The following is a 16808-nucleotide window of genomic DNA, read 5'->3' on the forward strand; positions in this document are numbered from 1 at the left end:
ATGGACTTCCCGCGCCACTCGTGTCGGACATACACCTGACGTTTCAGATCGCCGCCCTCGTCGTGTTGCTGGTGCTGTCGGCCTGCTTCTCGATGTCGGAGACGGTGATGATGGCGGCCAACCGTTATCGACTGCGCTCGCTGGCCGCGCAAGGCAACCGCGGCGCAGGCCTCGCCATCGACCTGCTCGCCCGCACCGACCGCCTGCTCGGCGTCATCCTGCTGTTCAACAACCTCGTCAACACCGCCGCCGCCACCCTGGTGAGCGTGATCACGCTCGAGCTGTTCGGCGACGAGCGCTGGGCGCTCGGGATCGCCACCCTGCTGGTGACGTTCGCGATCCTGGTGTTCGCGGAGATCACGCCCAAGGTCATCGGCGCCAACAACGCCGATCGCCTGGCGCCGATCGTGGCCTATCCGCTGTCGGCGCTGCTGCGCAGCTTCTACTTCGCGGTCTGGTTCGTGAACCTGTTCTCGCGCGGGCTGCTGGCGCTGCTGCGACTCAAGCCGAGGGAGGACAACAGCGGCGCGCTCTCGGTCGAGGAGCTGCGCGCGATGGTGATCGAGTCGGGACAGTACATCCCGCACAAGCACCGCAGCATCCTGATGAACCTGTTCGATCTCGAGAGCATCACCGTCGAGGACGTGATGACGCCGCGTGGCGCGATCGAAGGCGTGGACCTGTCCGATCCCGAGGACGACATCCGTCGCCAGATCGGCACGAGCTTCCATACCCGGCTTGCCGTATTCGACGGCGACCGCGAACACGTGGTCGGCGTGCTCCACCAGCGCCGGCTGCTGAGCAACCTGCTCGACGAATCCTTCAGCGCCGAACGCATCCGCGAACTGCTCGCCCGCCCTTACTTCGTGCCCGCCGACACGCCGTTGTATTCGCAGCTCCAGTTCTTCCAGGAGAACCAGCAGCGACTCGCCTTCGTGGTCGACGAGTATGGCGAGCTGCTCGGACTCATCACGCTGGAAGACATCATCGAGGAGCTGATCGGAAAGTTCACGACCAGCACCCCGGACGCCGGCGACCGCATGGCTTGGAACGACGAAGGCAGCGTGCTGGTGGACGGCTCGGCGAACCTGCGCGAGCTCAACCGCAAGCTCGAACTCGAACTGCCGACAGACGGCCCGAAGACCCTCAACGGCCTGATCCTCGAGCACCTGCAGGACATTCCCGAAACCGGCGTCTCGATGAAGATCGCCGACACGCCGATCGAAGTCGTGCAGACCCAGGACCGCATGGTCCGCACGGCGCGGCTGTTCCGCCCGGTGCCGCGCCCCGAAGAGCAATGAAGCACCCGGTCACGCCCCTGGCCGCGCAAGGCTTTACAAGCCTGCACCCGGCGTGCAACATCGGCCGCACCTCGAACACGGGCAAGGCATGGCCGCAAGCACCAAACCGGCCCTGAGCGGTTTCGCCAGGGCGTTGATCCAGCACGAGCATCTGCAGGAAGCAGATGCCGCGGCGTGCTCCGCTCACGCGGGCGAGGCGACCAACGCCTTCATGCTTGAGGTGGCCAACCGCGGCCTGATGAGTTGCGCCGCGATGGCGCGCTTCGCCGCCGAGACCTTCGGCTACCCGCTGCTCGACATCGCGGCCTTCGACCCGGCGATGTTCGCGCGCGATGCGGTAGACCGCAAGCTGCTCTCCAAGCATCAGGTCGCGCCGCTGCTCAAGCGCCAGAACAGGATCACGCTCGCCGTCGCCGACCCATCCAACCTGCGCGCGCTTGACGAGATCCGCTTCCAGACCGGCATGCAGCTCGACCTCGTGATCGCCGAGGCGGACAAGCTCAAGCGCACGGTCGACGCCCTGACCGAATCGGCCGCCGACACCCTGAAGGAGCTTACCGGCGAAGCCTTCGACATGGACATGCTGCAGCAGGACAGCCCGACGCAGCAGCGTGACGAGGAGGAGGCCAACGAGGTCGATGACGCGCCGGTCGTCAAGTTCATCCAGAAAGTGCTGGTGGACGCGATCAACGAGGGCGCCTCCGACATCCACTTCGAGCCCTACGAGAAGTACTACCGCATCCGCGTGCGCACCGACGGCATCCTGCGTGACATCGCGCAGCCGCCGCTGGTGCTCAAGGACAAGATCGCCGCACGCATCAAGGTGATCTCCCGGCTGGACATCTCCGAGAAGCGCGTGCCGCAGGACGGACGCATGAAGCTGGTGCTGTCCAAGAACAAGGCGATCGATTTCCGCGTGTCGACGCTGCCGACGCTGCATGGCGAGAAGATCGTCATGCGTATCCTCGACCCGAGCTCGGCCATGCTCGGCATCGACGCGCTCGGCTACGACCCGGACCAGAAGGAAGCGCTGCTCGGCGCCGTCCAGCGCCCCTACGGCATGATCCTGGTCACCGGGCCGACCGGCTCGGGCAAGACGGTTTCGCTCTACACCTGCCTCAACATCCTCAACCAGCCGGGGGTGAACATCTCCACGGCGGAAGATCCGGCCGAAATCAACCTGCCCGGCATCAACCAGGTGAACGTCAACGAAAAGGCCGGCCTCACCTTCTCGGCTGCGCTGCGTGCATTCCTGCGCCAGGACCCGGACATCATCATGGTCGGCGAGATCCGCGACCTCGAAACTGCGGAGATCGCGATCAAGGCGGCGCAGACCGGCCACCTCGTGCTCTCCACCCTGCATACCAACGACGCACCTTCGACGCTCGAGCGCCTCAAGAATATGGGCGTGGCGCCGTTCAATATCGCATCCTCGGTGATTCTTATCACGGCCCAGCGCCTTGCCCGCCGGCTATGCTCCTGCAAGAAGCCGGTGGACATCCCGGTCGAGGCGCTGCTGGAAGCCGGATTCGGCGCCGAGGACTTGGACGGAAGCTGGCAACCCATGGGTCCGGTCGGCTGTGACCGCTGCAAGGGCAGCGGCTACAAGGGTCGCGTGGGCATCTATCAGGTGATGCCGATCACCGAGGAGATCGCCCACATCATCATGACCGGAGGCAACTCGATGGACATCGCGGCCCAAGCCCAGCGCGACGGCGTGCGCGACCTGCGCCAGTCGGGTCTGCGCAAGGTAAAACAGGGCGTCACCTCGCTGGAAGAAGTGCTGGCGACGACCAACGAATAAAGGACGTTCGATCTCATGGCGACAGCAAGCCGGGCGGTGCGCGCCACAGGTCCGAAGGAAGACCTGTACACCTGGGAAGGCAAGGACAAGACGGGCAAGGTCGTGCGCGGCGAGATCCGCGCCGCCGGCGAGGCCATGGTTCAGGCCATGCTGCGCCGCCAGGGCGTCCAGGTCAGCAAGGTCAGGAAGCACAAGATGGCCCGCGGCGGGCGCATCAGCGACAAGGACATCGCGCTCTTCACCCGCCAGCTCGCGACCATGATGAAGTCCGGCGTGCCGCTGCTGCAGGCCTTCGACATCGCCATGAAGGGTTCGGGCAACGCTGCGCTGTCGCGCCTGCTCAACGACATCCGTACCGACGTCGAGACCGGCCTCAACCTTTCTCAGGCCTTCGCGAAGCACCCGCAGCACTTCGACAAGCTGTTCTGCAACCTGGTCGCCGCCGGCGAACAGGCCGGCATCCTCGACAGCCTGCTCGACCGCATCGCGACCTACAAGGAAAAGATCCTCGCGATCAAGAGCAAGATCAAGTCTGCGCTCTTCTATCCCGCGGCCGTGGTCGTGGTCGCCGGCCTGGTGGTCTCGGTGATGATGCTGTTCGTGATCCCCGAGTTCAAGAGCGTTTTCGCCAGCTTCGGCGCCGACCTGCCGGCACCCACGATGCTGGTGATCGCGATGTCGGACTTCTTCGTCGAGTCCTGGTACCTGGTGTTCGGCGCCCTGATCGGGGCGATCGTCTTCATCGCCTGGAGCTACAAGCGCTCCACCGCCATGCAGATCGCGCTCGACCGCACGCTGCTGCGCTTCCCGGTCATCGGCCCGATCATCCGCAAGGCCACGGTCGCACGCTGGACACGCACGCTATCGACGATGTTCGCCGCCGGCGTACCGCTGGTGGAGGCGCTGGACTCGGTCGGCGGCGCCGCGGGCAACTACGTCTATCTGGTGGCCACTCGGCAGATCCAGAGCGAAGTCAGCACCGGCACCAGCCTCACCATCGCGATGCAGAACGCCGACGTGTTCCCGACCATGGTGGTGCAGATGGTGTCCATCGGCGAGGAGTCCGGCCAGCTCGACAGCATGCTCAGCAAGGTCGCCGACTTCTTCGAGCAGGAAGTGGATGACGCCGTCGCCGGCCTGTCGCAGCTGCTGGAGCCGCTGATCATGGTCTTCCTCGGCACCGTCATCGGCGGCCTCGTGGTCGCGATGTATCTGCCGATCTTCAAGCTTGGCGCGGTCGTCGGCTGAATGCGCGAGCTCCTGAACGATCCGGCGGCCTTCGCGGCCCTCGCCAGCCTGCTCGGCCTCTTCGTCGGCAGCTTCCTCAACGTCGTCATCCACCGCCTGCCGCAGATGATGACGCGCGACTGGCACGCCCAGGCCGCCGAGCTGCGCGGCGAGGAGGCGCCGGCGACCGAGCGCTTCAACCTCGCCACCCCGCGCTCGCGCTGCCCCCACTGCGGCCACGCGATCGGCGCGCTCGAGAACATCCCGGTGGTCAGCTACGTGCTGCTGCGCGGGCGCTGCCGTCATTGCGGCGCGGGCATCAGCAAGCGCTACCCGATCGTCGAGGCCTTCACCGCAGCGTTGTCGGGCTATGCTGCCTGGCACTTCGGCTTCGGCCTCGCCGCGCTCGGCGCCCTGCTCTTCATCTGGGCGATGGTGGCGCTGGCCTTCATCGACCTCGACACCCAGTTGCTGCCCGACGACATCACGCTGCCGCTGCTGTGGCTGGGGCTGGCCTTCAACCTCGCCGGCACCTACACCGAGCTGCCGGCCGCGGTCATCGGCGCGATGGCCGGTTACCTCGCGCTGTGGTCGGTGTTCTGGCTGTTCAAGCTCGCCACCGGCAAGGAAGGCATGGGCTACGGCGACTTCAAGCTGCTCGGCGCGATCGGGGCGTGGCTGGGGTGGCAGGTGTTGCCGCTGACCATCCTGCTGTCCTCGCTGGTCGGCGCTGTGGTCGGCATCGCCCTCATCGTCTTCGCACGCCACGGCCGCAACGTGCCGATTCCCTTCGGCCCCTATCTTGCGGCCGCCGGGGTGCTCGCCCTGTTCTGGGGCGAGGCGCTGACCACGCGCTATCTCGGCCTGCTCTGACCGCTGCCCTGCAGGGGCTTGAAGCGGGCCCGCACAGCCCTCATCTGTCGAGCGCGCCCCGGCGATCGGGGTGCGCTTTTTCCTTATGCTGCATTGCGTTAGACTTGCGCACCTGTTTCAGGGAGCTTCTCATGCCCATCTACGAATATCGTTGCCCGAGCTGCGGTTTCCAGAAGGAACACCTGCAGAAAATGAGCGATGCCCCGCTGACCGCCTGCCCGTCCTGCGGCGCCACCGGCTACGCCAAGCTGCTGTCGGCCGCCGGCTTCCAGCTCAAGGGCTCGGGCTGGTACGCCACCGACTTCAAGGGCGGCGGCTCGTCTGCCGCGCCCGCGGCCGCCACCTCGTCCTCCTCTTCCGACACCGCGCCTGCAGCCAGCTGCGGCGGCGGCTGCGCGTGCCACTGACTTGAAAAAATACTTCATCACCGGCCTGCTGATCTGGATCCCGCTGGCGATCACCTTCATGGTGCTCGCCTGGATCGTCGGCACGCTCGACGCCATCCTGCTCTGGCTTCCCACCGAATACCAGCCCAGCCGCTACATCGGCTTCGACATACCCGGCGTCGGCCTGGTGGCGAGTCTGCTGATCGTGTTCTTTACCGGCCTCATCGCCGCCAACGTGCTCGGCCAGAAGCTGGTGAAGCTGTGGGAGGCCCTGCTCGCCCGCATCCCGGTGGTGAAGTCGATCTACTACAGCGTCAAGCAGGTCTCGGACACCCTGTTCTCGAGCAGCGGCCAGGCCTTCCGCAAGGCGCTGCTCGTGCAGTACCCGCGCCAGGGCTCGTGGACGATCGCCTTCCTCACGGGCAAGCCCGGCGGGGATGCCGCCAACCACCTCCGGGGCGACTACGTCAGCATCTACGTGCCGACCACGCCGAACCCGACCTCGGGCTTCTTCCTGATGATGCCGCGGGAAGACGTGGTCGAGCTCGACATGAGCGTCGATGAGGCGCTCAAGTACATCATCTCGATGGGCGTCGTCGCCCCGCCGACACGCCGTGTCGAGCGGCCTGCGCTGCTCAACGAGTAAGAACCCACACCTCTCTCAGACCGCCGTGCGACGCCCGCGCGCCACGACCCAGAACTGCCGGAATCCATCCATGCGAACTCACTACTGCGGAAAAGTCACCGCCACCGACCTCGACCAGATCGTCACCATTTGCGGCTGGGTGCACCGTCGCCGCGACCACGGCGGGGTGATCTTCATCGACCTGCGCGACCGCGAGGGCCTGGTGCAGGTGGTGTGCGATCCCGACCGCGCCGAGATGTTCAAGACCGCCGAGTCGGTGCGCAGCGAGTTCGTGCTCAAGATGAGCGGCAAGGTGCGCCGCCGTCCTGCCGGCACCGAGAACGCCAACCTGACCTCGGGCGAGATCGAGATCCTCTGTCACGACATCGAGGTGCTCAACGCCGCCGCCACGCCGCCCTTCCAGCTCGACGACGAGAACCTGTCCGAGACGGTGCGCCTGACCAACCGCGTCATCGACCTGCGTCGCCCGCAGATGCAGAAGAACCTGATGCTGCGCTACAAGACCACGATGGCCTTCCGCCGCTTCCTCGACGGCGCCGGCTTCATCGACGTCGAGACGCCGATGCTCACCAAGAGCACCCCGGAGGGCGCACGCGACTACCTGGTGCCCTCGCGCGTGCACCCGGGCCAGTTCTTCGCCCTGCCGCAGTCGCCCCAGCTCTTCAAGCAGCTGCTGATGGTGGCCGGCTACGATCGCTACTACCAGATCGTCAAGTGCTTCCGCGACGAGGATCTGCGCGCCGACCGCCAGCCCGAATTCACCCAGGTCGATCTGGAGACGTCCTTCATGGACGAACACCAGATCACCGCGCTGGTCGAGGAGATGATCCGCTTCGTGTTCAAGGAGGCGATGGACGTCGAGCTGCCCGCTCCCTTCCCGCGCATGACCTACGCCGAGGCGATGCGCCGCTACGGCTCGGACAAGCCGGACCTGCGCGTGACGCTCGAGCTCACCGACGTCACCGACGCGGTGCAGGACGTCGCCTTCAAGGTCTTCAGCGGCCCCGCCACCTCGGGCGGTCGCGTCGCCGCGATGCGCGTGCCGGGCGGCAACAGCCTCACCCGCGGCGAGATCGACGAATACACCAAGTTCGTCGGCATCTACGGCGCCAAGGGCCTCGCCTACATCAAGGTCAATGACGCCAGCCAGCCCAACGAGCAGGGCCTGCAGTCGCCGATCGTCAAGAACCTGCACGAGACCGCGCTGCGTACCATCCTCGAGCGCACCGGTGCCCAGTCGGGCGACCTGATCTTCTTCGGCGCCGACAAGACCAAGGTGGTCAACGACGCCATGGGCGCGCTGCGCATCAAGCTCGGCCATGAGAAGGGGTATGTGACCGGCGAGGCCTGGCGCCCGCTGTGGGTGGTCGACTTCCCGATGTTCGAGTACGACGAGGACGACAAGCGCTGGACCGCCTGCCACCACCCCTTCACCAGCCCGAAGGACGAGCACATCGACCTGCTCGAGACCAACCCGGGCGAGTGCCTGGCCAAGGCCTACGACCTCGCCTTGAACGGCTGGGAGATCGGCGGCGGCTCGGTGCGTATCCACCGCGCCGACGTGCAGGCGCGCGTGTTCGAGGCGCTCCACATCGGCCCCGAGGAGCAGCAGGCCAAGTTCGGTTTCCTGCTCGACGCGCTCAAGTACGGCGCGCCGCCGCACGGCGGCCTGGCCTTCGGCCTCGATCGCATCGTCACCATGATGACCGGCGCCGAGTCCATCCGCGACGTGATCGCCTTCCCCAAGACCCAGCGCGCCCAGTGCCTGCTCACCGACGCGCCGAGCGGGGTGGACGAGAAGCAGCTGCGCGAGCTGCACATCCGCCTGCGCCAGAAGGTCGAGACCCAGGTCGAGGTCGAGCGCGGCTGATCACGCGCCCGGCCCGAGTCTGTCGGAGCGGGCCTGCTCGCCCGTAGCCTGCGCAGCGCCGCTGCATGCGCGGACAAGCCCGCTCCCACATCGCCGCGCCCGCTCCGGGCGCCCATGCCTGAAGCCCCTGCGACGAAGAACACGCTTTCTTCGTCGCAGGGGCTTCAGGCTTTTCGCCACCTGCCGTAATCTTCGGTCATGGCACGCCTGCCGCGTGCGTCCGGTGCCCCGTCCGATGCTGCTTTCCCACGAAATCGATGTCCTCGTCGTCGAGAGCCAGGCGACCATGCGTGCGCAGTTGCGCAATATGCTCACCTCGATCGGCATCGAGGCACCGCAGTTCGCCGTGTCGGCAACGATGGCGATGCGCCGCCTGCGCGCGCAGCGCTACGACCTCGTGCTGTGCGAATACAACCTCGGCGAAGGCCAGGATGGCCAGCACCTGCTCGAGGACCTGCGCCTTCACCAGATCATCCCGCTCGACACCCTGTTCGTGATGATCACCGCCGAGCGTAACTTCGAGCGCGTGACCAGTGCCTGCGAGCTCGTTCCCAACGACTACATCCTCAAGCCGCTGACCGCGGAGACCCTCCGCGTGCGGCTGCTGCGCGCGTTCGAAAAGCGCGATGCGTTCCTGCCCGCCTGGCAGCTGATGAGGATCGGCGACCCGGTGGGCGCGATCGCGTATTGCCGCATCGCCCGCGACGAGCACCCCCAGCATCTGGTCGACTTCATGCGCCTGCAGGCCGAACTGCACGCGGGGATCGGCCAGATCGCCGAGGCCGAGACCCTGTACCGCGAGATCCTCTCCGCCCGCCCCATCCCCTGGGCCTCGCTCGGACTCGCGCGCATGCTGGTTCTGAAGAAGTCCTGGGTCGAGGCCGAGCACATCCTCACCGAGCTGCTCGCGCGCCACGACCGCTTCATCGAGGCCTACGAACTGCTCGCCAGCCTGCGCGAGGCCACCGGCCGCCAACAGGAGGCCTGCGCCGCCCTGCAGCGTGCGGCGGAGCTCTCGCCCTACCGCATCACCCGCCTGCGCCGGCTCGGCGAGCTTGCGCTCGACGCGGGGGACGCAGGCACCGCCGCACGCAGCCTCGCCGACGCCGTCGAGCGCGGCAAGTACTCGGAGTTCCGCGACCCCGAAGATCACGTCCGCCTGCTCCAGGCGCAGCTCGCCCTGCACAAGCTCGACGAGGCGCGCGATACCCTGGGCGACCTCGAACGCAGCCTGGCACGCCACCCCAAGGGCGAGCTGTGCGCGGCGATCGGCGGCGCCTTGATCCAGGCCCATCAGCACGACCAGGCAGGCGCCCGCCAGTCGATGCTGGCGGCGCTGCGCAACCCGGCCCGGCTGCGAGACCTCTCGGTAGGCCTGCGCCAGGATCTGCTCAAGGCCTGCTATGACCAGCAGATGAGCGACGAGGGCACGGAGCTGCTCGCCGACCTGCTGCGCACCGCCGGCGACGACCGCACGCTCGAATCGACACGCGCCGCACTGCGCGCGCGCGGACTCGACCACCTGTCGCGCGAGGTCGAGGCGAAGGTGCAGGCCGAGGTGAAGGCGCTCGTCACCACCGGCGCGCAGAAGGCCCACGCCGGCGACTTCGACGGCGCGGTGGCCGAGATGATGAATGCCGCGCGCAAGATGCCCGGCAACCCGCACGTCCTGTTCAATGCCGCCCTGGCGCTGTTGCGCCACATCGAGAATCGCGGCTGGAACGAAGCCTTCGCCACCCAGGCCCGCACACTCATCGACCGCGCCCAGCGCATGGCGCCTGCCAACCCCCGCCTCGCCGCAATCACCGAGTTCATGCACGACCTGATGAAACGCTTCGGCATCGGCCCCAACCGCAGCGCACCCAAGGCGCGCCAGGTCTAGGCCCATGCTTCGCCTGTTCCTCGCGCGCCTCGCGCTCCTGCTCGTCTTCGTCGGCAGCCTCGCTGCCTGTTCGCCGCCCGCCGGTTCCGGCAGCGGCCTGCCCTCCCACGCCGGCCTGCCACCGGAGGCGATCGAGACCCTCGGCCTCATCCAGCGCGGCGGTCCCTTCCCCTACCGCAAGGACGGCACCACGTTCCAGAACCGCGAGCGCCTGCTGCCGGCCAAGCCGCGCGGCTACTATCGCGAGTACACCGTGCCCACGCCCGGCTCGCGCGACCGTGGCGCGCGCCGGATCGTCGCCGGCGGCAACCCGCCCGAGGTCTTCTACTACACCGCCGACCACTACCGCAGCTTCCGCCAGATCGAGCCGCTGCCATGAGCCAAGCCCCCTCCCGCCCCGCGTCCGCATGCGCGGAGATCCGCATCGAGCTCGCCGGCTGCACCGACAAGGCGGAACTGCTCGCGCGCTTCGCGCGCGCGCTGCACTTTCCGCACTGGTTCGGGCACAACTGGGATGCACTGTCCGACTGCCTGACCGACCTCAGCTGGCTACCGGCGCCACACTACCGCCTCGTGCTCTGCGAACCCCAGGCGCTGCGTGCAGCCGCGCCCGAAACGCTGGACACCGCGCTGGAGATCCTCGCCGAGGCGGCCGAGTTCTGGGCTCACTCCGGGGTCGCGTTCGAATTCGTACTCAGCGAAGCGCCGGCGGCTGACCGCCCTCCTGGGCCAGGCGCGCCCGCCGCTCCTCGATGAGTGCAGACAGGCAGCGCGGGCAGTAGCAGCCGGCATCCGCCGGCAGTGCACCCGCCTCCGGGACGGCGAACGCGGCCGGATAGGCGGCACACCAGCACGCCGGTTCGCCGGCCTGCATGCCGCAAGTGAAGGCCGCGCCGCAGCGCGGACAGGTGTTGGTTGGTTCGCTCATCGGCATCTTTTGTCCTCCATCGCCTGGCAGCCCGCATCCGCGCGCGCCTTCGCGGGCTGCACTGCAGGCGCGCGGATCATAGTCGATCTCCCCTTCGCACCGACTCCCGGCGGAGCGCTCCCTGCGCGCGGCCTCGGCGTCTTGAAAACACGCCCCACGGTCCTATATTGGCTGTGAGGCCGGACTGCGCCGGCGAGCTTCGAGCTAGAGGAGGACAACCGACATGAGCAGCAATATCACCCGTCGTACCGATCCGCTGGAAGATTTCTTCCGTGGCTTCTTCGTCCGCCCGGTCGACTTCGGCGGCGGCACCGTGGCCAACGTCGGCGCCGAAGCGCCGCAGATGCGCGTCGACGTCAAGGAGACGGCAGCGGGCTACGAGGTCCATGCCGAACTGCCCGGCATGAAGAAGGAAGACATCCACGTGCACATCGACGGCCCGGTGGTGTCGATCAGCGCCGAACGCAAGCAGGAAAAGGAAGTCAAGGAAGGCGAGAAGGTGCTGCGCACCGAGCGCTACTTCGGCAAGGTGTCGCGCAGCTTCCAGCTCGGCCAGGAGATCGACGAGGCCAAGGCTTCGGCAAAGTTCAGCGACGGCGTGCTCGAACTGGTCCTGCCGCGCAAGGCAGAAGCGCAGGCCAGGCGCCTGAACATCGACTGATCGCCCTTCAGCGCGCGGTCAGCGAGAAGCCCGTCTCCACAGCAGCGGAGACGGGCTTCGTGTTTTCACGACCCGCGCGCAAGGCGCGGATGCCGGCAGGCGCGGCTTACTTGCTCTTGATCATCGTGCCGACACCGTGGTCGGTCAGGATCTCGAGCAGCAGGCAGTGCTCGACGCGGCCGTCGATGATGTGCACCGACTTCACGCCGTTGCGCGCGGCGTCGAGTGCCGAGCCGATCTTGGGCAGCATGCCGCCCGACAGCGTGCCGTCGGCGACCAGATCGTCGATCTGGCGCGGCGTGAGCCCGGTGAGCAGATTGCCCGCCTTGTCGAGCACGCCCGGCGTGTTCGTGAGCAGCACCAGCTTCTCGGCCTTGAGGATCTCGGCCAGCTTGCCGGCGACCACGTCGGCGTTGATGTTGTAGGTCTCGCCTTCTTCCCCGACGCCGATCGGCGCGATCACCGGAATGAAGTCGCCCTGGTCGAGGAAGGCGATCAGGCTGGGATCGATGCTGGTGATCTCGCCCACCTGGCCGACGTCGATCAGGTCGCCGGCAGGGGCGTCGAGCTTCTGCATCAGCAGCTTCTTGGCGCGGATGAAGCTGGCGTCCTTGCCGGTCAGGCCCACGGCCTTGCCGCCGGCCTGGTTGATCAGGTTGACAATCTCCTTGTTCACCTGGCCGCCGAGGACCATCTCGACCACTTCCATGGTCTCGGCGTCGGTGACGCGCATGCCCTGGATGAACTCGCCCTTCTTGCCGACGCGCGCCAGCAGGGTCTCGATCTGCGGCCCGCCGCCATGCACGACCACGGGATTGAGGCCGACGAGCTTCAACAGCACGACGTCGCGCGCGAAGCAGTCCTTGAGGTGCGGATCGGTCATCGCGTTGCCGCCATACTTGATGACGATGGTCTTGTCGAAGAAACGCTTGATGTAGGGCAGCGCCTCGGCAAGGATCTCGGCCTTGCGTGCGGGGCTCACGGCTTGCTGGGGGGCGGACTGGGTCATCGGAGAGCTCCTTGAACGAACCCGGAGATTCTAGTGGCCTGCCTGCGGAACCGGAAGCGCACTGCAGCAAACCGCGTCGCGATCGGCGCATCCATACGCACCAGCTATCGCATAGCTTACGATCTTCAATTTGATCTATCGCACTCCTGAACCGAAACTGAAGCCATCCGCAAGAACGGGGCACACCCTTCTTGCCACGCTTCACGAGGAGTCCCGCCATGGTCGACAGAGTTGCCCGCCTGCATTTCCAGCCCGCCAGCCCCGCAGGTGCCTTGCGCGCCCTCAGCGGCTGGCTCATCGCGATCACCGGGCTCGCCCTGCTGGCCGCGCAGTTGCTGCGCAGCGCGGAAGGCTTCGACCTGCCGGTCGCGGGTGCGGTTTCCGGCGGCGCCATGGCCGCCGCAGCCACGGCCCTGGGGGCGCTTCCGCTGCTCGTCGTGCGCCGGATCGGCGCAAGCGTGCAGGGCATGCTGCTCGGCTTCGGTGCGGGCGTGATGCTCGCGGCGAGCGTGTTCTCGCTGCTGCTGCCCGGCTTCGACGCGGCGCTGGCGCAGACCGCCTCCCGGACCGGCGCAGGTGTGCTGGTGGGGCTCGCCGTGCTGCTCGGGGCCGGCGGCCTGCTCGCCCTCGACCGCGCGTTGCCGCACACCCACGTCCCCGAGGGGCGGCGCAGCGGCGCGGCGGTATGGCTATTCGTGTTTGCGATCGCGGTCCACAACGTGCCCGAAGGCCTCGCGATCGGCGTTGCCGCCGGCCTCAACGGCAGCGGCGGTTCGGGCGACGCGGTCGCGGCGGGGATCTCGCTGCAGAACGTGCCCGAAGGACTGATCGTCGCCATCGCGCTGGTCGCCGCCGGCTACGGTCGCTGGCTGGCGTTCGGCGTCGCCACGGTTTCGGGTCTGATCGAGCCGGTCGCCGCCATCGCGGGCTCGATGATGGTGTCCGTCTCGGCGCTGGTCCTGCCCTGGGGCCTGGCCGGCGCAGCAGGGGCGATGCTGTTCGTGGTCAGCCACGAGATCATCCCCGAGTCGCATCGGCGTGGTCATGAGACGCTCGCGACCGCGGGCCTGATTGTCGGCTTCGTGACGATGATGCTCATGGACACGATGCTCGCATGAGTCTGGTCCACGGCACTTCCCGGAGCGGGCGATGCGGAGGTCGGAAAGGACGAAGGGCGCTCGAATCGAGCGCCCTTCGTCCTGTCGTGTTCGGGGTGGCGAGCCTGACCCCCGGCACTTGCAGGAAGCGGCTGTGGCTGCTGCCTTCCGGCCCTGACCAGGTTCACCGCGCTGCAATGCGGGGAGACCCGCCACGGCCGGCATTGTAGCAGCATGCCGGCCGCTGCGGTGCGGCAAGGACACCGCGCACCGCAGCCGCGATCACGCCCTCGTTCAGCCCTTGAGCTCGGGGAAGTCCTCCTCGAAGAACTCCAGCTCGCCACGGGCCGCCTCGCCGCGCGCCTCCTCGGCCTTGCGCAGCTCGACGCGGCGGATCTTGCCCGAGATGGTCTTGGGCAGATCGGCGAAAGACAGGCGGCGGATGCGCTTGTACGGGGCCAGGCGTTCGCGGGTGAAGGCGAAGATGTCCTTGGCGAGTTCCTTGCTCGGCTCCTGGCCGGCGACCAGGATCACGAAGGCCTTGGGCACCGCCAGGCGCACCGGATCCGGGCTCGGCACCACCGCGGCTTCGGCCACCGCCGGGTGCTCGATGAGCACGCTCTCGAGCTCGAAGGGGCTGATGCGGTAGTCGGAAGCCTTGAACACGTCGTCGGCACGGCCGACGTAGGTGATGTAGCCCTCATCGTCGATGCTGGCGACGTCACCGGTGCGGTAATGGCCGTCGCGCATCACTTCGGCAGTCTTGGCGGCGTCACCGGCGTAACCGACCATCAGGCCGACCGGACGATGCTCGCCCATCACCAGCGCCACCTCGCCTTCGACCGAGGGCTTGCTGTCGGCGTCGAGCAGCGCGATCTTGTAGCCCGGCAGCGGGCGGCCCATGGAGCCGGGCTTCAAGGGCTGGTCGGGCGTGTTGCCGATCTGCGCGGTGGTCTCGGTCTGGCCGAAGCCGTCGCGGATGGTGATGCCCCAGGCCTTCTTCACCTGGTCGATCACTTCCGGGTTGAGCGGCTCGCCGGCACCGATCAGCTCGCGCAGCTTGGTCTTCACCGAAGCCAGGTCCTGCTGGATCAGCATGCGCCACACGGTCGGCGGCGCGCACATGGTGGTGACCTCGTACTTGACCAGCACGTCGAGCAGGGCCTTGGCGTTGAAGCGGTTGTAGTTGTACAGGAACACGCAGGCGCCGGCGTTCCAGGGCGCAAAGAAGCAGCTCCATGCATGCTTGGCCCAGCCCGGCGAGGAGATGTTCATGTGGCGGTCGTTGGGCTTCAAGCCGATCCAGTACATGGTCGACAGGTGGCCGACCGGGTAGGACTGGTGGGTGTGCAGCACCAGCTTGGGCTTGGAGGTGGTGCCCGAGGTGAAGTAGAGCAGCAGCGGGTCGTCGACGCGGGTCACGCCGTCCGGGGTGAACTGGTCGGACTCGGCCGCGGCCTCCTCGAAGGCCTTCCAGCCCGCGGGCGCGCCGCCCACGGCGATGCGGCCGAAGCTGCCGGGCAGGTTCTCGAACTTCTCGGTGTGGGCCTTGCCGATCACCACGTGCTTGACCTGGCCGCGCTCGACGCGGTCGACGAGGTCGTCGGGGGTGAGCAGCGTGGTCGCCGGGATCACCACCGCGCCGAGCTTGATCGCGGCGAGCATGGTCTCCCACAGCGGCACTTCGTTGCCGAGCATGATCAGGATGCGCTCGCCGCGCTTGACGCCCTGCTTGCGCAGCCAGTTGGCGACGCGGTTCGAGCGCGCCGACATCTCGGCAAAGGAGAGCTTCGACTCGCGACCGTCTTCCTCGATGATCCACAAGGCCGGGTTTTCGTTGCCCCTGGCCAGGGTGTCGAAGTAGTCCAGGGCCCAGTTGAACTCCTTCAGCTTGGGCCACTTGAAGCCGGCGTATGCGGTCGCGTAGTCGCTGCGGTGCTGCAGCAGGAAGTCGCGTGCAGCCAGGAACTCGGTAACAGCGCTCATGTGCTCTCCTCTCCAGATCGTCATTGAAATCGGATTCGCGTGACCGGGGCGATGATGCCCCGCCGTGCTCGGCGGCGCGACTGCGATGCACGCGCCGGCCATCTTCAGGGACGGCATTTTACGTTGACGTTAACGTAATTCAACGACGAAGATCAAATTCCACCCGGACACGCAGCAAACATGCTCCCGGCCGCGCCCTGCGCTGTGGCCGACGTGTAGGGCTGCTGCGAGCGAGTCGGTATACTTCGTGGCTCAATCCTCTTTGTCCGGAGCGCTCATGCCCACCCCGTCCGGCTCTCATCCAGGCCTGCTCGCACGCTACGGCCATGCCGCCCTGCCTGCCGCAGACGCGCTGAATCCCTTCATCGAGCAGTTGCTCGCGCACCGATCGGTGCGCGCATTCCTGCCCGATCCGGTCTCCGAGGCACAACTCGCCGCCATGGTCGCCGCCGCACAATCGGCCGCCAGTTCGTCGAACCTCAACCTGTGGAGCGTCGTCGCCGTGCGCGACCCCGACACCCGCGCTCAGCTGGCCGAATGCGCGGGTGGCCAGGCCCACGTGCGCGACGCCCCGCTGCAGCTCGTGTGGCTGGCCGATCTCGCGCGCTTGCGCCGCGTCGCTGCCCAGCTCGAGCGACCATCGGCCGGACTGGACTACACCGAGCTGTTCCTCACTGCCGTGATCGACGCTGCGCTCGCCGCGCAGAACGCCGCTGCCGCAGCGGAGTCGCTCGGACTCGGCACGGTCTATATCGGCGGCATGCGTAACCGTCCCGAGGAAGTCGCGCGCCTGCTCGCGCTGCCGCCCGAGGTGTTCGCCGTGTTCGGCATGTGCGTCGGCGCGCCCGACCCGGCCAAGCCCGCCGCGGTCAAGCCGCGCCCGCCGCAGCGCGTGGTGCTGCACCACGAACGTTACGCGCTCGACAGCCAGGACGAGGGCATCGAGGCCTACAACCGGGCCATGGCGCACTTCTACACGGAACAGAAGATGAACGTGCATGGCACCTGGGCCGTGCATTCGGCCAAGCGCATCGCCGGCCCGGAGAGCCTGTCGGGGCGCGACCGCCTCGTCGATGCCCTGCATACGCTCGGCTTCAAGCTCAGGTAGCCGGTACCGCACACCCGCCCCATTCGCCGC

The 16808-nt window shown here is 67.4% G+C and carries 16 protein-coding genes and 1 other RNA gene; 13 read left to right on the forward strand and 4 right to left on the reverse strand.

Features of this window, described 5'->3' with window-relative positions:
* Positions 1-20 precede the first annotated feature (20 nt).
* The 10 genes from AAG895_RS14975 (at position 21) to AAG895_RS15020 (ending at position 10745) form a co-directional block, all read left to right on the forward strand.
* The gene (locus tag AAG895_RS14975; protein ID WP_345792785.1) at positions 21-1301 is read left to right on the forward strand and encodes an HlyC/CorC family transporter; all 1281 of its coding nucleotides are present in this window, start codon (positions 21-23) and stop codon (positions 1299-1301) included.
* Between the two features lie 88 nt (positions 1302-1389).
* Positions 1390-3105 (forward strand): type IV-A pilus assembly ATPase PilB, encoded by a 1716-nt coding sequence (gene pilB, locus AAG895_RS14980; protein WP_345792786.1) that lies wholly within the window; start codon positions 1390-1392, stop codon positions 3103-3105.
* Between the two features lie 15 nt (positions 3106-3120).
* Positions 3121-4353, forward strand: a complete 1233-nt coding sequence (locus AAG895_RS14985; RefSeq protein WP_345792787.1) for a type II secretion system F family protein — start codon at positions 3121-3123, stop codon at positions 4351-4353.
* Positions 4354-5205 (forward strand): A24 family peptidase, encoded by an 852-nt coding sequence (locus tag AAG895_RS14990; protein ID WP_345792788.1) that lies wholly within the window; start codon positions 4354-4356, stop codon positions 5203-5205.
* A 131-nt stretch (positions 5206-5336) separates the two neighbouring features.
* Entirely contained in the window at positions 5337-5612 is a 276-nt protein-coding gene (locus AAG895_RS14995) for a zinc ribbon domain-containing protein (RefSeq protein WP_345792789.1), read from the forward strand.
* Position 5613: 1 nt separating this feature from the next.
* The gene (locus AAG895_RS15000; RefSeq protein ID WP_345792790.1) at positions 5614-6237 is read left to right on the forward strand and encodes a DUF502 domain-containing protein; all 624 of its coding nucleotides are present in this window, start codon (positions 5614-5616) and stop codon (positions 6235-6237) included.
* Between the two features lie 70 nt (positions 6238-6307).
* Positions 6308-8107 (forward strand): aspartate--tRNA ligase, encoded by a 1800-nt coding sequence (gene aspS, locus AAG895_RS15005; RefSeq protein WP_345792791.1) that lies wholly within the window; start codon positions 6308-6310, stop codon positions 8105-8107.
* Positions 8108-8342: 235 nt separating this feature from the next.
* On the forward strand, positions 8343-9989 hold the full coding sequence (locus AAG895_RS15010; RefSeq protein ID WP_345792792.1) for a response regulator: 1647 nt from the start codon (positions 8343-8345) through the stop codon (positions 9987-9989).
* A 4-nt stretch (positions 9990-9993) separates the two neighbouring features.
* Positions 9994-10368: a ribonuclease domain-containing protein gene (locus AAG895_RS15015; RefSeq protein WP_345792793.1), complete on the forward strand. Its 375-nt coding sequence runs from the start codon at positions 9994-9996 to the stop codon at positions 10366-10368.
* The gene (locus tag AAG895_RS15020) at positions 10365-10745 is read left to right on the forward strand and encodes a barstar family protein (RefSeq protein WP_345792794.1); all 381 of its coding nucleotides are present in this window, start codon (positions 10365-10367) and stop codon (positions 10743-10745) included. The genes AAG895_RS15015 and AAG895_RS15020 overlap by 4 nt, the downstream gene beginning before the upstream one ends.
* Here the strand turns inward: AAG895_RS15020 and AAG895_RS15025 are convergent.
* On the reverse strand, positions 10684-10923 hold the full coding sequence (locus tag AAG895_RS15025; RefSeq protein WP_345792795.1) for a cysteine-rich CWC family protein: 240 nt from the start codon (positions 10921-10923) through the stop codon (positions 10684-10686). The two genes, AAG895_RS15020 and AAG895_RS15025, sit on opposite strands and share 62 nt — an antisense overlap.
* 217 nt (positions 10924-11140) lie before the next feature.
* On the opposite strand from AAG895_RS15025, the gene AAG895_RS15030 reads away from it, so the two are divergent.
* Positions 11141-11578, forward strand: a complete 438-nt coding sequence (locus tag AAG895_RS15030; protein WP_345792796.1) for an Hsp20/alpha crystallin family protein — start codon at positions 11141-11143, stop codon at positions 11576-11578.
* Between the two features lie 106 nt (positions 11579-11684).
* Here AAG895_RS15030 and argB read toward each other — a convergent pair whose 3' ends face one another.
* A complete protein-coding gene (argB, locus tag AAG895_RS15035; RefSeq protein WP_345792797.1) occupies positions 11685-12587 on the reverse strand; it encodes an acetylglutamate kinase in 903 nt (300 codons plus the stop codon).
* Between the two features lie 218 nt (positions 12588-12805).
* Here argB and AAG895_RS15040 point away from each other — a divergent pair, with 218 nt between their 5' ends.
* A complete protein-coding gene (locus AAG895_RS15040; RefSeq protein WP_345792798.1) occupies positions 12806-13705 on the forward strand; it encodes a ZIP family metal transporter in 900 nt (299 codons plus the stop codon).
* A 94-nt stretch (positions 13706-13799) separates the two neighbouring features.
* Here the strand turns inward: AAG895_RS15040 and ffs are convergent.
* Positions 13800-13898, reverse strand: an RNA gene (gene ffs, locus AAG895_RS15045) — signal recognition particle sRNA small type.
* 80 nt (positions 13899-13978) lie between these two features.
* Entirely contained in the window at positions 13979-15670 is a 1692-nt protein-coding gene (locus AAG895_RS15050; protein ID WP_345792799.1) for an AMP-binding protein, read from the reverse strand.
* A 277-nt stretch (positions 15671-15947) separates the two neighbouring features.
* On the opposite strand from AAG895_RS15050, the gene AAG895_RS15055 reads away from it, so the two are divergent.
* On the forward strand, positions 15948-16778 hold the full coding sequence (locus AAG895_RS15055; protein ID WP_345792800.1) for a nitroreductase family protein: 831 nt from the start codon (positions 15948-15950) through the stop codon (positions 16776-16778).
* The last annotated feature ends 30 nt before the right edge of the window (positions 16779-16808 follow it).

Origin of the sequence: Thauera sp. JM12B12 (assembly GCF_039614725.1) — a bacterium.
Lineage (GTDB): Bacteria > Pseudomonadota > Gammaproteobacteria > Burkholderiales > Rhodocyclaceae > Thauera.

Excerpts from the sequence above, each read along its gene's own strand:
- pilB (WP_345792786.1), top strand. The coding sequence starts at position 1,390 with ATGGCCGCAAGCACCAAACCGGCCCTGAGCGGTTTCGCCAGGGCGTTG.
- AAG895_RS14985 (WP_345792787.1), top strand. The coding sequence starts at position 3,121 with ATGGCGACAGCAAGCCGGGCGGTGCGCGCCACAGGTCCGAAGGAAGAC.
- AAG895_RS14990 (WP_345792788.1), top strand. The coding sequence starts at position 4,354 with ATGCGCGAGCTCCTGAACGATCCGGCGGCCTTCGCGGCCCTCGCCAGC.
- AAG895_RS14995 (WP_345792789.1), top strand. The coding sequence starts at position 5,337 with ATGCCCATCTACGAATATCGTTGCCCGAGCTGCGGTTTCCAGAAGGAA.
- aspS (WP_345792791.1), top strand. The coding sequence starts at position 6,308 with ATGCGAACTCACTACTGCGGAAAAGTCACCGCCACCGACCTCGACCAG.
- AAG895_RS15010 (WP_345792792.1), top strand. The coding sequence starts at position 8,343 with ATGCTGCTTTCCCACGAAATCGATGTCCTCGTCGTCGAGAGCCAGGCG.
- AAG895_RS15015 (WP_345792793.1), top strand. The coding sequence starts at position 9,994 with ATGCTTCGCCTGTTCCTCGCGCGCCTCGCGCTCCTGCTCGTCTTCGTC.
- AAG895_RS15020 (WP_345792794.1), top strand. The coding sequence starts at position 10,365 with ATGAGCCAAGCCCCCTCCCGCCCCGCGTCCGCATGCGCGGAGATCCGC.
- AAG895_RS15025 (WP_345792795.1), bottom strand. The coding sequence starts at position 10,923 with ATGCCGATGAGCGAACCAACCAACACCTGTCCGCGCTGCGGCGCGGCC.
- AAG895_RS15030 (WP_345792796.1), top strand. The coding sequence starts at position 11,141 with ATGAGCAGCAATATCACCCGTCGTACCGATCCGCTGGAAGATTTCTTC.
- argB (WP_345792797.1), bottom strand. The coding sequence starts at position 12,587 with ATGACCCAGTCCGCCCCCCAGCAAGCCGTGAGCCCCGCACGCAAGGCC.
- AAG895_RS15040 (WP_345792798.1), top strand. The coding sequence starts at position 12,806 with ATGGTCGACAGAGTTGCCCGCCTGCATTTCCAGCCCGCCAGCCCCGCA.
- AAG895_RS15050 (WP_345792799.1), bottom strand. The coding sequence starts at position 15,670 with ATGAGCGCTGTTACCGAGTTCCTGGCTGCACGCGACTTCCTGCTGCAG.
- AAG895_RS15055 (WP_345792800.1), top strand. The coding sequence starts at position 15,948 with ATGCCCACCCCGTCCGGCTCTCATCCAGGCCTGCTCGCACGCTACGGC.